Below are 14,024 nucleotides of genomic sequence, written 5' to 3'. Positions count from 1 at the left end.
TTTAATTTTCCTATGCCATTACTAGAACAAGTAACCCAATCCATTCTTGCCGTCAATGGCCTGTATACCCAGGACATCGATCGGGTGATGGCGACGCTGCTGAGTGTGCCTGTCGATGCGGCCGACATTTATTTTCAATCCAGCCACTTCGAATCCTGGTCCATGGAGGGCGGTATTATCAAGGAGGGTAGTCATTCCATAGAGCACGGTGCAGGGGTGCGAGTCGTCAGCGGCGATAAAACCGGCTTTGCTTACAGCGATCGCATCGAACTGCCGATATTGCTGGAAGCCGCCAACAACGTCAAAGCCATCGTTCGGCAGGGTCAGCAGGCGCAGCGTAAGATCGAAGCCGCCAACAGCTGGCCGCAGTTGTATCAACCGCTGAATCCTTTAAAGTCCTTGGACGACCAAGAAAAAATCGATTTGTTGAAGCGCGTCGATAGCGAAACCCGCAAGCTGGACAGCCGCATCGAAGAAGTGATGGTCAGTCTGATCGCTGCTTACGATAGCGTGCTGATCGCTAATCAGGACGGTTCGCTAGCCGCCGATGTAAGGCCTTTGGTGCGGATGAACGTGACAGTGATCATGGTCGAAAACGGCCGGCGCGAGCAGGGCAGCATGGGCGGCGGCGGGCGCAGCGATTACAGTTTCTTTCTGGAAAACGACCGGGCTTTTGAATACGGACGCGAAGCGGTGCGTTTGGCTCAAGTCAATCTGCAGGCCCAGGATGCGCCGGCCGGCAATATGACCGTGGTGTTGGGGCCGGGTTGGCCGGGGATTTTGCTGCACGAAGCCATCGGGCACGGCTTGGAAGGCGATTTCAACCGTAAGGGAACTTCAGCGTTTAGCGGTCGCGTCGGCGAACGGGTGGCCTCGGACTTATGTACCGTTGTCGACGATGGCACCTTGGTTGGACGGCGCGGGTCCTTGAATATCGACGATGAAGGTACGCCTACCGAAAACACCGTGCTAATCGAAAAAGGTATTTTAAAAGGCTATATGCAAGACAAGCTCAATGCCCGCTTGATGGGCGTGAAGCCGACCGGCAACGGTCGCCGTGAATCGTATGCGCATTTGCCAATGCCGCGTATGACCAATACTTATATGTTGCCGGGCAGCAGCGACCCGGACGAGATCATTCGCTCGGTCAAAAAAGGTTTGTACGCCCGAAATTTTGGTGGTGGGCAGGTGGATATTACCTCCGGTAAGTTCGTGTTTTCTACGAGCGAAGCCTATCTGATTGAAGACGGCAAAATTACTCGCCCCGTCAAAGGCGCCACGCTGATCGGAAACGGTCCCGACGTGTTGACGAAGGTATCGATGGTCGGCAACGACATGGCCCTGGATAGCGGCGTCGGCACCTGCGGCAAGGACGGGCAAAGCGTGCCGGTCGGTGTTGGTCAGCCCACCTTGAAGATCGACGGTTTGACCGTTGGCGGCACCAGCGTTTAATGCCTCGGGCCGCTATGTGTCGGCCCACATGTAATCGAACTCTAAGAGACTCACCGTGCAAAATCAGGAAGAAATTAATCGCTTGAAAAATGTCGTTCAGCAGTTATTGGACGAAGCCAAACAGCAAGGCGCCAGTGCCGCCGAGGCGGCATTCAGCGTCGACAACGGCCTGTCGGTGTCGGCGCGCCTGGGAGAAGTGGAAACCGTCGAATATCACTGCGATCAGGGCATAGGCGTTACCGTCTATTTCGGGCAGAAAAAAGGCTCGGCCAGCACCAATGATATTTCCGCCGATTCTTTGAAGGAGACCGTCAAGGCAGCCTGCAGCATCGCCCGCTATGCCAGCGACGACGCCTATGCTGGGATTCCGGATGCCGAGTTGTTGGCAACCGAGTTTCAGGATCTGGACCTGAATCATCCCTGGGATATTAATGCCGAACAAGCCATAAATATCGCTATCGAATGCGAGAACGCCGCGCGCGGCTACGATAAGGCGATTAGCAATTCGGAAGGTGCTTCGGTGAATACGCACCAAGGTACGCGGGTATTCGGTAATTCGCTGGGTTTTTTGCAGGGTTACCAGTCCAGTCGGCATTCCCTGAGTTGCTCCGTGTTAGCCGGCAGCGGCGATGCCATGCAACGCGATTATTGGTACAGCGTGGCTCGCAAGCCCGCTGCGCTGGAATCGGCGCGGCAGGTTGGCGAGAAAGCGGCGCAGCGCACGGTGGCTAGATTGGATGCGCGCAGCCTCAGTACTCGGCAGTGCCCGGTATTGTTTGCATCGGAAATGGCTTCGGGTTTAATAGGAGCGATGATAGGTGCGATCAGCGGCGGCAGTTTGTATCGCAAGTCTTCGTTTTTATTGGATACGCTGGATACGCAAATTTTGCCGGACTTTGTGCGTATCCACGAACAGCCTTTTCTGCAAGGCGCATTGGGCAGCGCCAATTATGATGCGGAAGGCGTGGCCACCAAGGTGCGGGATATTGTCAGCGACGGTATCTTACGGTCTTATGTGCTCAGTACCTATTCGGCGCGGAAGCTGGGTATGCAAACTACCGGCAACGCCGGGGGCGTGCACAATCTAACAGTTGAACCCGGCAAAAACGATTTTGCCGGCATGCTGAAATTGCTGGATACCGGTTTGCTGGTGACCGAATTAATGGGGCAGGGCGTTAACCGCGTTACCGGCGATTATTCTCGTGGCGCTTCGGGGTATTGGGTGGAAAACGGCGTAATTCAATTTCCGGTACAGGAAATCACCATCGCCGGCAATCTCAGAACCATGCTGCGCAATATCGTCGCCATCGGTAATGACGTGGATATGCGCGGCAATATTCGTGTGGGTTCTATATTGCTGGAACAAATGGCAATTGCTGGTGAGTAAATGCCACCGGATTGTATGGGCCGATAATATAAATCCACCCGTCTAGACTTCGTCTACATCAAAAGTAGGCACTTGACCACACGTTATCTAGGCACGGTTTTCTACGGATCTATCAGTGAAACATGGGTTACGTAGCTTATTAAGCCTGTACTTTACCTTTGAGACCGTTGCGCTGGTTTAAAGATGCTTGCTCCGGAGACTTGGACTTCGAAGAGTAACGAGGCTGGAAAATCAGGAAATTGAAACCTAACTGGCGTTTTGAAATAACCACGTTTCTTTTCGTTCAAAACGCTTTTTGAACTACAAAACTCTATCAGCTCCAAACTCGGAGTTGATTGTTATTCGTCCCCTCTCTTCTGTGTGAACTTAACACCTGCTTATCAATAATTGCTGGAGATTCGCAAATCCAGGCTCTATTACCAAACCAAGCGATCGTCTTGGTGCATGAGAGATTTTTCTGGAACTCTCCAATCATTCCACCAACGCACAAGTCTTCATTAGCCGTGTATGGGTAAAGCCATAGCGCTTCAATCGCTATCCGGCATCACAAAGCGTAGTGGGCGAGTGCCGATTCTTGCCCCGGTTACCTCGTCGATGGCTACCGGTTTAATATACTCTCCCGTTTCAACATCCTGGATACGCACCAACGGCCCGTCGCCGCGATACTGGCTTCCCCAGGCGCCAATCATCATGAGCACCGGTAGAAAGTCGCGGCCGGCGGCCGTCAACACATACTCCTCACGCGGCGGACGCTCCGAATAGAGCCGTTTTTCCAGCATACCTTCATCCGTCAGCGTTGCCAATCGCCGGGTCAGAATTGTCGGCGCGATACCAAGACTTTTCCGAAACTGGTCGAAGCGGGTCAGGCCAATATGGGCGTCCCGCAGAATCAATAGACTCCAGGTGTCTCCAAGAAAAGCCAGGCAGCGAGCGATCGGGCAAGGGTCGGCGCAAATATTTTTATCGTTCATACGTTTTTAGTAGTGACTAAGTTTCATTTTGATAGTAACATTGCTTTCAAAATGATAGTAACACTTAGTCGACAGACTATCCACCCCCACAAGGAGATTTGATATGAACAATAAAGACAAAGCTGTAGCTCTGATTACCGGCGCATCCTCGGGCATCGGTCTGGTAACGGCCAAGGCCCTGCAAGATGCGGGTTACTGCGTATTTGGAACCAGCCGCAAGGCGCTTGCCAGCCTAGACGGCATCACGATGCTGACCTGTGACGTGACCGACGAAACGTCTGTAAAGAATACGGTAGCCGAGGTATTGAAACAGGCTGGCCGGATCGACCTGCTGATCAATAATGCCGGTATCGGCCTTCTCGGTGCTGCGGAAGAGTCGTCCACTGCACAGGCCCAAGCTTTGTTCGACGTGAATGTGTTCGGCATTACTCGTGTGACCAATGCCGTGTTGCCGACCATGCGCAGCCAAAGGAAAGGCAGAATTGTCAATGTTAGCTCAGTCCTTGGGTTGATCCCGTCGCCTTACAACGCACTCTATGCCGCGACCAAACATGCGGTTGAAGGCTATTCCGAATCGCTTGACCACGAACTTCGCAGCTTAGGAATCCGGGTTGTTTTGGTCGAGCCGGGATTTACCCGGACTTCGTTCGAAGCAAGCATAACCAGGCCCGATCAGCCGATTGCCGTTTATGACTCAGTGCGTGCGGGCATGGCAGCGCTCATGCGGAATGGGGTAAATACAGGCGATGCCCCGGAAGTGGTAGCCGATACGGTAGTGAAAGCCGCGACTATTGCCGCACCGAGACTGCGCTATACCGCTGGAAAACAAGCAAGCCAAGTGCGTTTCCTGCGTCGATTCCTCCCGGAAGCCTTGGTAGATAAGAGTTTACGGAAGTTTAATAACTTGCCGGCCTGAGTTGCTAAACGGAACAGAACGACATGATTCATTTTCGACGAATAGCAAAAGGGGAAAGCAACATGCCGAAGCCCATCACTTCATTACTGCCGACCAGCCCTGGCCGGCTGCAATTCCGCTTCACGCTGATAGGAGTGCTACTACTGACGATAAGCGTCGGATGCAGCGATCAGGATAGACAAAATCAACCTGTTTCCCGCCCGGTGAAGGTGTTTCGAATCGAGAAACCGGCCACAGCCGGTGTTAAGCGCTTTGCCGGGGAAGTCAGGGCAAGAATCGAGACACCGTTATCCTTCCGGGTGGCCGGTAAACTGCTGGAGCGGAAAGTAGATATCGGCGACCAGGTGCGCAAAGGCCAACTGCTGGCAATATTGGATGGCAATGATTACCGCCTTGCCGCTCAAAGCCTTAAGGCTCAACTGGCTTCCTTGCAGGCCGACAGCAATTTCCTGCGCGACGACCTGGCGAGATACCGTGAACTGCTGGCTCAACAAGTCATCAGTCCTCCGGAGTTCGAACGTCACGAAACTGCCTATACCACGGCGCGGGAGCGGACGGCGGCGCTGGAAGCGCAATTGGCCCAGGCGCTTAACCAGCTGACCTATACCGAGCTGCATGCCGACCGCGACGGCGTAGTCACGGCGCTGGCTGTCGACGTCGGGCAAGTGCTGGCCGCCGGCCTGGCCGTAGTGACGCTGGCCCAACTCGACGAAAAGGAAATCCATTTCGACGTGCCCGAACATCGCCTGGCAGAAATTCAGCGCCAACAAACCGTTAACGTGTCTTTATGGTCTGAGGATAATCGGCTGATCAAAGCCAGAATTCGCGAAATCGCCTCGGCGGCCGATTCGGCCAGCCGCACCTATCGCGTCAAGGCAAGCTTGCTGGAAGGACTGGACGCCGCGCAATTAGGCATGACGGCGACGGTTCATATCGAGGCTAACACCGCTTCCGGCATCGCCATCCCGCTTTCCGCCGTATACACCCCACAAAATCAGCCTGATCGTCCCTTAGTCTGGCTGGTTGACGAGCAGGCCGCCACCGTCAAATCCGCGCCGGTTCGGCTGGGTGAAACGCTCTCAGGCGAACGCATTGCCGTCGAGGGAGTAGCACCTGGTCAATTGCTCGTCAGCGCCGGCGTTCAACGTCTGGAGGAGGGGCAAACTGTCCGCTTGCGGGAAGAAAATGCATTGGCTGGGCATGGTGCAATAGAGGGATCACTATGAAAGCCTTCAACCTCAGCGAATGGGTGCTCAAGCATCGTTCTTTCACCGGCTTTATGCTGGCATTGGTAGTGCTCGGCGGCCTATTCGCATATTACCGGCTCGGTCAGCAGGAAGATCCGCCTTTCACGTTCCGGGTGATGGTGGTCAAAACTCTCTATCCCGGCGCCACCGCACTGGAAGTCGAGCAACAGTTAACCGATAGACTGGAAAAGAAAATCCAGGAGCTGCCCAATCTGGATTATCTGCGTAGTTACTCCAAACCCGGCGAATCGGTGATTTTCGTCACGCCCCGCGAGGACACGCCGCCCAAGGACATTCCCGAGCTTTGGTATCAAGTGCGCAAGAAGGTCGACGACATCCGCATGACGCTGCCGCCCGGCAGCATCGGGCCGTTTTTCAACGACGAATTCGGCGATACCTATAGCCTGATCTACGCCTTTTCCGGCGAGGGCTTTAGTTATGCCGATCTGAAAGAGGCGGCCGATTCGGTCCGCCAACAGCTTTTGCGGGTCAAGGATGTCGAGAAAGTCGATCTGATCGGCGTACAGGACGAAAAGATTTTCGTCGAATTTTCTGACAAAAAGTTGGCCGAACTGGGCCTGGATACTTCGGCGGTCGCCCAGGCCTTGCAGGCGCAGAACGGTATGGCGCCGGCCGGCACGGTGTTTTCCGCGCAGCGCAATCTACCGATACGCCTGACCGGCTCGTTCGACTCGGAAGATAGCGTCGCCAATATGGCGGTGCGCATCGCTAATCGCACCTTCAAGGTCGGCGACTTTGCCAAGGTGACGCGCGGCTATGTCGATCCCGCTGAATTTAAGATGCGTTTCAATGGCAAACCGGCCCTCGGTCTTGGCGTGACGATGAACAAGAAAGGCAATGTAATCGACCTGGAGCAAGCTTTGGATGAGACGCTGGCCCGCGTAACAACCGAGTTGCCGTTAGGCGTGGACGTGGAGCCGGTCGCCAATCAAGGCCATGTGGTTAAAAAGCAGATGGCGGAATTTGGCGGTACCTTCTTCGAAGCCCTGGTCACCGTGTTGGTGGTGAGTTTCTTGAGCCTGGGCTGGCGCACCGGGTCCGTGGTGGCGCTGACCGTGCCGCTGGTGCTGGCCGCCACCTTGCTGGTCATGCTGCTGTGCGGTATCGATCTGCAACGGATTTCATTGGGCGCTTTGATTCTGGCACTGGGCCTGCTGGTGGACGATGCGATGATTGCCGTCGAGATGATGGCCCGCAAGCTGGAAGAAGGCTGGGATCGGATGCGCGCCGCGACTTATGCTTATAGCGCCACGGCTTTTCCGATGCTGACCGGCACCTTGATCACCATCGCCGGTTTCTTGCCGGTGGGTTTGGCGCAATCCTCGGCCGGCGAATATACCGTGGCGATCTTTCAGGTGGTGGGCATTTCATTGATACTGTCGTGGATAGGCGCGGTGGTATTCACCCCGTATTTGGGATTTTTGATACTCAAGGTGCATGCCAACGGCGATGGTCCGGCCCACGACCTGTTCGATGCGCCGTTCTACAACCGATTGCGTCGTTGGGTGGATGCCTGCGTAACGCATCGCAAGAAAGTGATTTTTTCCACTCTGGCCCTGTTCGGTCTCGGTGTCGTGGCGTTAGCTCATGTCCCCGAACAATTCTTCCCGTTATCCAACCGGCCGGAAGTCATCGTCGACCTGTGGCTGCCGGAGGGAAGTGCCTTCGAGCAAACCGAAGCCGTCGCCAAACGCATGGAAGCGCTATTAGCCAAGGACGAGGATGTGGAACATGTCGCCAGCTATATCGGCAGCGGCACGCCGAGGTTTTTCATGTTGATCGTGCAACAACTGGCGAATACCAATCTGGCCGAATTGGTGGTGATGACCAAGGATAACCAGGCCCGCGAACGGGTCATGCAGCGCGTTCGGCAGATTCTGGTGACGGATTTCCCGGCTGTCCGCGGCCGGGTGAAGCGGCTCAATGTCGGGCCGCCGATGGATTATCCGTTGGCATTCAGGGTGCTTGGCGAAAACCCTAACATCGTGCGCGACATCGCCGACCGGGTGGCCGAAGTCGTGCGTAACCATCCCGGCACCGTGGATGTCAACGACGACTGGCATGACCGCATGCCGTCGTTCCGCTTAGTTCTGGATCAGGACAAGGCCCGAGCGCTCGGCGTTTCGACGGCCAGCTTGTCGCAAGCCTTGCAGGCGCATTACGCCGGCATCCCGGTCGGACAACTGCGCGAGCAGGATAAGCTGATCGACATCGTCTGGCGGGCCAGTCCCGAATTGCGCACCGCCGCCGACGAATTGCCGGACGTTGCGGTTCGCACGGCTAATGGCAAATCGGTATCGCTATCGCAGTTCGTCAAATTCGAGACCGTGTTCGAAGACGGCGTGCGCTGGCGCCGTAACCGCTTCCCGGCCATCTCGGTACGTGCCGACGTGGCCGACGGCAAGATGGCCCCGGACGTGGCGGCGGAAATCGTCCCGAAACTTAAACCGATACAGGATAGCCTGCCGGCCGGTTATTTCATCGAAACCGGCGGCTCCAAGGAAGACGCGGTAACCGCGCAGAAGTCGATTCTGATCTGGATTCCGCTGGTGCTGATCGTCACGCTGATCTTATTGATGATGCAGTTGCAGAATCTGTCCAGGACTTTCATGGTGTTCAGCACCGCGCCGCTGGGCGTGATCGGCGCGGCCTTCGCCTTACTGTTGTTCGGAGCGCCGTTCGGCTTCATGGCCTTGCTCGGCATCCTGGCGCTGGCCGGGATGATCATGCGCAACTCGGTGATCTTGGTGGATCAAATCGATCAGGACGAACAATCAGGACTCGACACCTGGTCGGCCATCGTCGAATCGACGGTGCGGCGGTTCCGGCCGATCATGCTGACCGCCGCGGCCGCGATCCTCGCGATGATACCGTTGTCGCGCAACGATTTCTTCGGCCCGCAGGCCATCGCCATCATGGGCGGCCTGACGGTGGCGACTGTGTTGACGGTGTTTTTCCTGCCGGCGCTGTATGCGGCGTGGTTTAGGGTGGAACGTGGGCAGTCGGATGCCGAATCGTCCTCAGCCAGTTTGCCACTGAATGAGGACACACTCACTCCCACTAAAGCCTAATTTGGAGGCTATTGATGAATAATCGATATTTAACACCGCTAGCCCTTCTGTCCCTGGCTTGGTTAAGCGCCTGTACGCCGACCCGCGTCGGCGATCAAGTGGCACTCAATAGCCCGGCAACCTGGCAACACGCGTCCAATGCTAAAGCCACCGATGCGGTTGACCTGAAGACTTGGTGGCAAGGGTTTAACGACCCTTTGCTGAATGAATTGATAGACAAAGCCTTGGCCGCCAACCACGATCTGAAAATCGCCACCGCTCGCGTCCGCGAAGCTAACGCGATGGTCACCGTTGCCGAAGCAGCGCTATATCCCAGTCTCGATTTCTCACTCTCCGGCGGCCGGGAAAAACGTATTGACCGCATCGTCGGCGTACCGAGCGGGCAAGGCATCAAATTGATTACGCCTACCGCCGATGCTGTCAGCGGCGGATTGGCGGCGCGGTGGGAAATCGACTTGTTCGGCGGACGGCATTTGGAAGCGGAAGCCGCCGCCTCTCAAGCCGAAGGCAGCAAGGAAGGCTTGCATGCGGCGCAAGTCGGTCTGCTGGCCCAGGTGGCGACAAACTATATGGAGCTGCGCGGCGTGCAGCAACGTACCGGCATTCTGCAAAGCAATATAGCCTTGCAACGCGAGCGGCTGAGGACTTTGCAGGTATTTGCCAAAGCCGGACTGGCTAACGAGGCGGATCTGGCCCGCCAGCAGACGCTGTTGCAGGGCACGGAAGCGACGCTGCCGCAACTGACCAATGTCGGGCAAAAGCTCGTCCATCGCTTGGCCGTGTTGTTGGGCGAGCCACCGGAAAGCCTGGAAAAGCGGTTGGTCGCCGCCGGTCCGTTGCCGAAACAAGAGCCGGCCATGCCCAAGTTGTTGCCGGCTGATTTGCTGGCGCAACGTCCCGATTTGCGTCTAGCGCAAACCGAAGTCAGCGCTGCGGCGGCCAGCTTGGGTTCGGCGCGAGCCGATCTTTATCCCAAGCTGGTGCTGTCGGTCAGTGGTGGTGTTGGCGCACTGGCGGTCGGCGGTTTTCCGAGTCTGGCCGATAGCGTTTATGCGCTGGGCTCGGGCTTTTCGGCGCCGATCTTCAATGCCGGTCGCATCCGCGCCCATATCACCGTCGCCGATGCGCGGCTGGACCAAGTCGCCGCCAATTACGAGAAGATTTTTTTGCTGGCCTTGGAAGACGTGGAAAACGCCTTCGTCGCGCACCGTTCCGCCACAGATAGCTTTGGCCAATTGACTGAAGCGGAAGCCTCGGCGGAAAACGCTTACCGGCTGCTTGACGCCTTGTATCAGCGCGGTGCGAGGGATTATCTCGCCGTCTTGGATGCTCAACGCAGCAAGCTGGCGGCCAGCGACGAACGCGCCAAAGCTGAAACGGCGGTGAGCGTGGCGACGGTGTCGCTTTACCGGGCTTTTGGTGGCGGTTGGACGGTTGATTCGTCGGTAAGCGCCATCGAAAATGCCTCGGCACGTTAATCGACGCTGGTTTGGGAATTCGGGGTCAGTTCTTGGGAAAGCGCGGAACACAAACAAGGATAAGATGACCCTATCAACAGTTAAGTTTGATAAGGTCGGATGGGGTGTCTAAGCAATTAGATGGTGCTTAAGATCTCATCAATCAATTTGGGCCCTCGATAGATCAAGCCGCTATAAATCTGTACCAAGCTGGCGCCGGCGGCTATTTTCTCCTGGGCGTCTGCGGCGCTCAATATCCCGCCGGCTGCAATAATCGGCAGTTTGCCTTGTAATTCCGCCGCCAAACCTTTTACGACGCGAGTCGAACTGTCTTTGACCGGCGCGCCACTCAAGCCGCCTGCTTCATTGGCAAGGTTATGGCCCTGGATTTTGTCGCGGGCGATGGTGGTGTTGGTAGCAATCACGCCGTCGATAGCAAATTCCAACAGCAATGCCGCGATGTGGCTTATTTCCTCATCCGTTAAATCCGGGGCGATTTTCACCGCGATGGGTGTGTATTTATCCTGCGCCGCCTGAAGTTTCAATTGTTCGTCCTTCAAAGCGCTTAACAATTGCCTGATTTCGTCGCCTTGCTGCAACTGGCGCAAGTTTTTGGTGTTGGGTGAGGAAATGTTGATCGTGATATAGCTTGCCGCCGCATAGCTTTTGCGCAGGCCAATCAGATAATCTTCGGTAGCGTTCTCTAAAGGCGTATCGGCGTTTTTGCCGATATTGATACCTATCACGCCACGGTATTTACATTTGCCAACCTGTTCCAGCAAATGGTCGATACCCAGATTGTTAAACCCCATCCGGTTGATGATGGCTTGATGTTCCGGCAGACGGAACAGGCGCGGCTTGGGGTTGCCGGGTTGCGGGCGGGGGGTGACGGTACCGATTTCGATAAAGCCGAAACCCAGCTCCGCCAAGGCGTCGATGTAATCGCCGTTTTTATCCAAGCCCGCCGCCAGTCCCAGTGGGTTTTTAAAGGTCAAACCCATCACATTCACAGGCTTTTCGCTAACTGTCGGTTCGCTTAAAGCCGACAAGCCGGTTTGCCGTGCCAGTTTTAAAAGATCCAACGTGACGTGATGCGCGGTTTCCGGGTCCAGGGAAAACAGTAATGGGCGAAGTAAGGGGTATAAGTTCATGGCGCGATTGCTCGGGTTGGCGAATAAGGCGTAGGGTCTATGTCGGTTGGGCGTTGCAGGATCAGGTCGGCCAATAGTTTTGCCGATGCCGGTCCCATCACCAGGCCGTTTCTGAAATGGCCGGCATTGACGCTGAGATTTGCAATCTGCGGGTGCCGGCCGATGTAGGGAATGCCTTGCGGACTGCCGGGACGCAGGCCGGCCCAATGATGGCAAACCGGATAATGTTTCAATGCCGGTAATAATCCGGTGGCGAATTGGTAAAGCTGCTGTTTGGCGTCCTCGGTGGTGATCTTATTAAAGCCTGCCTGTTCGACGGTACTGCCGGCCAGGATTTTGCCGTCGCGGCGCGGAATCAAATATTGGTCGCCGTCCAGAACCATGTGCAGCAGCGTGGTCGGTAGGGCGTCGAACAGCAGTATTTGGCCTCTGACCGGCTGAATTTGCAGGTCTAGCGGCCAGTCCGGCAGTAATTCGTTGAGTAAATCGGTAGTCCAGGCGCCGGCACTGATAATGAGTTCTTTTGTCGTGTAAGTTTGATCGGCTGTTTCGACTTGTTGGATTTGCCGGTTCGCAATGCTAATTCCCTTGACTTCGGTGTTGTCGAGGAAGCGTACGCCGGTTTGCCGCAAATAGGCATGCAAGGATTTTAATAGCCTTGGATTGCGGGCTTGGGCAATGCCCGGCAGCCACAGCGGCAGGTGATAATCGCTGGTAAAAGGCTCCAGCAATTCGGCGGCTGCCGGCTGATGGGCTATGCCGTAATGTTTGCACCATCGGGTGGCTTGTTCGTAGTCGGGGTTTTTGCAGATCAGCATGCCGCAGTCATACCACTCGGGATCTATACCGGTAGCTGCGAGCAGTTCCTGGCTCAAGGCGGGATATTTTTTTAAGCTGTTTACCGCCAGTTCGGAGATGGCCGGTGCTTGGCGCCAAGGGTAGATCGGTAGCAAAATGCCGCCGCCGGCCCATGAGGCTTCCAGTCCCGGTTTGGATTTGTCGAGAATTGTCACCTCGCGCCCGGCTAGGCGCAGTTCTCGGGCGACGAGCAGGCCGCTGATGCCGCCGCCGATGATCAGAGTATCCAGGTGTATGGTCATGCAAATGCTTGGGAAATCGGAGATATAAATGCTTTTTTAAAGTAACACGAAGCCGGTCCGCTTAGATAGGGCTTGCCGGCTGTCGGTGGGTGTGTAAAAAAGCAAAGGGCTGTTGTTAATTTTTGACAATTATTGATTGTAGTTTACAAAGTATTTGTATCTTATTGATATAAAACAAAGTTTTTAATGATAAAAAATAGACTTAAAACTTGTAAGGCTGGTATTTTGCTGCTATTATTGCCCACGTGAAGAAATCCTGTGTTGCTATAAAGCCAATTCAGTCTTAACAATAATTACCCTTGGGGGGAACAACAATGAGTTTTACTAACACCAAATTAGCGCTGGGCGTTGCCGCAGCGACTTTGACAATGGCTGGAGCAATGGTTGCCCCGCAAGCCCAAGCTGCCGGATCCAGTGCTGAGCGTGTAGCCGATGCGGCTGCAAGAAAAACCGAAGCCCTGGAAGCGCAAATGCAACAAATGGCTGCGCAAATGCAAGCCATGCAAGCGGAATTGAGCCGCGTTAAATCTTCATCTGCCGATGCCTCGACCGCGAATGCAAAAGTGCAAGAGCTGGATCAGTGGATGGCTTCCGTTAAATCGACACCTGCGCAAGCGTCTGCAAAAGACAACTTGGTAGCGGTTCGTGGTGGTTGGTCTGCTTTGGATCACGCCAGAGGAAATACCACGCCTTTAACAGACGGCGCTTTGTTGTCAAACAATCGTAACAACGAAGGTTTTTACTTCGGCGGTGCATTTGACTTCAACGTAAATAATGATTTGTTTGGTTTGGTTGACGATACCTCGTTCGCTATTGAATTGGGTGTTGAATATGCTCAATACGGTACAGGAACTAACGCATTGACAGACGGTACGTTGACAGCGTTGCAAACCGCCAACGGCGATACAATCGTGCTTAACGGTCATTCACCAAGAGCAACGGATTCTCGTTTGAGAATCAATGCTTCTCCAAAAATCAAATTCTTGCACGGCAGTAAATTCCGTCCTTGGTTGATTCCGGTTGGTCTGGATATCAACATCCTGGGCGTTCCGTCCAACGCAGTTTCCGTGTTGAACGCAGGTTTGAACTTCGGTGCTGGCGCCGAGTATGACTTGTTCAGAGGTATCGTATTGGGTACCGACGTGCGTTACCACTACTCAACTAGCAAATTGGACGGTACACCTACCGACGGTTTCAACGCTGGCGGCTACGTAGGTTTCAAATTCTAATTTGACGCTTAGTTAGCACCCA

The 14,024-nt window shown here is 55.0% G+C and carries 10 protein-coding genes; 7 read left to right on the top strand and 3 right to left on the bottom strand.

Going from position 1 to position 14,024, the window contains the following annotated elements; all coding sequences use genetic code 11:
• Positions 1-12: 12 nt before the first annotated feature.
• Positions 13-1,452 carry a metalloprotease TldD gene (tldD, locus tag ACH50O_RS16035; RefSeq protein WP_446808767.1) on the top strand — a complete coding sequence of 480 codons (1,440 nt, stop codon included), beginning with the start codon at positions 13-15 and terminating at the stop codon, positions 1,450-1,452.
• 55 nt (positions 1,453-1,507) lie between these two features.
• Positions 1,508-2,839 (top strand): metalloprotease PmbA, encoded by a 1,332-nt coding sequence (gene pmbA, locus ACH50O_RS16030; protein ID WP_446808766.1) that lies wholly within the window; start codon positions 1,508-1,510, stop codon positions 2,837-2,839.
• Positions 2,840-3,366: 527 nt separating this feature from the next.
• On the opposite strand, the gene ACH50O_RS16025 is transcribed toward pmbA, so the two are convergent.
• Positions 3,367-3,810 (bottom strand): winged helix-turn-helix transcriptional regulator, encoded by a 444-nt coding sequence (locus ACH50O_RS16025; RefSeq protein WP_446808765.1) that lies wholly within the window; start codon positions 3,808-3,810, stop codon positions 3,367-3,369.
• A gap of 103 nt (positions 3,811-3,913) precedes the next feature.
• Between ACH50O_RS16025 and ACH50O_RS16020 the strand changes: the two genes are divergently transcribed.
• From ACH50O_RS16020 to ACH50O_RS16005, 4 genes are all read left to right on the top strand, one after another.
• Positions 3,914-4,726 carry an oxidoreductase gene (locus ACH50O_RS16020; RefSeq protein ID WP_446808764.1) on the top strand — a complete coding sequence of 271 codons (813 nt, stop codon included), beginning with the start codon at positions 3,914-3,916 and terminating at the stop codon, positions 4,724-4,726.
• Positions 4,727-4,788: 62 nt separating this feature from the next.
• On the top strand, positions 4,789-5,952 hold the full coding sequence (locus ACH50O_RS16015) for an efflux RND transporter periplasmic adaptor subunit (RefSeq protein WP_446808763.1): 1,164 nt from the start codon (positions 4,789-4,791) through the stop codon (positions 5,950-5,952).
• Positions 5,949-9,065: an efflux RND transporter permease subunit gene (locus ACH50O_RS16010; RefSeq protein WP_446808762.1), complete on the top strand. Its 3,117-nt coding sequence runs from the start codon at positions 5,949-5,951 to the stop codon at positions 9,063-9,065. The genes ACH50O_RS16015 and ACH50O_RS16010 overlap by 4 nt, the downstream gene beginning before the upstream one ends.
• Positions 9,066-9,079: 14 nt before the next feature.
• Entirely contained in the window at positions 9,080-10,543 is a 1,464-nt protein-coding gene (locus ACH50O_RS16005; protein ID WP_446808761.1) for an efflux transporter outer membrane subunit, read from the top strand.
• 116 nt (positions 10,544-10,659) lie between these two features.
• On the opposite strand, the gene ACH50O_RS16000 is transcribed toward ACH50O_RS16005, so the two are convergent.
• Both ACH50O_RS16000 and ACH50O_RS15995 read right to left on the bottom strand, forming a co-directional pair.
• Entirely contained in the window at positions 10,660-11,673 is a 1,014-nt protein-coding gene (locus ACH50O_RS16000) for a quinone-dependent dihydroorotate dehydrogenase (protein WP_446808760.1), read from the bottom strand.
• A complete protein-coding gene (locus tag ACH50O_RS15995) occupies positions 11,670-12,773 on the bottom strand; it encodes an NAD(P)/FAD-dependent oxidoreductase (RefSeq protein WP_446808759.1) in 1,104 nt (367 codons plus the stop codon). Before ACH50O_RS15995 ends, ACH50O_RS16000 begins: the two co-directional genes overlap by 4 nt.
• 314 nt (positions 12,774-13,087) lie before the next feature.
• Here ACH50O_RS15995 and ACH50O_RS15990 point away from each other — a divergent pair, with 314 nt between their 5' ends.
• Positions 13,088-14,002, top strand: a complete 915-nt coding sequence (locus ACH50O_RS15990) for a hypothetical protein (RefSeq protein ID WP_446808758.1) — start codon at positions 13,088-13,090, stop codon at positions 14,000-14,002.
• The last annotated feature ends 22 nt before the right edge of the window (positions 14,003-14,024 follow it).

The sequence above is a fragment of the Methylomonas sp. 2BW1-5-20 genome, assembly GCF_052474515.1.
Note: the sequence above shows the minus strand (reverse complement) of the source record. Positions and strands in the feature narration are given on the sequence as shown.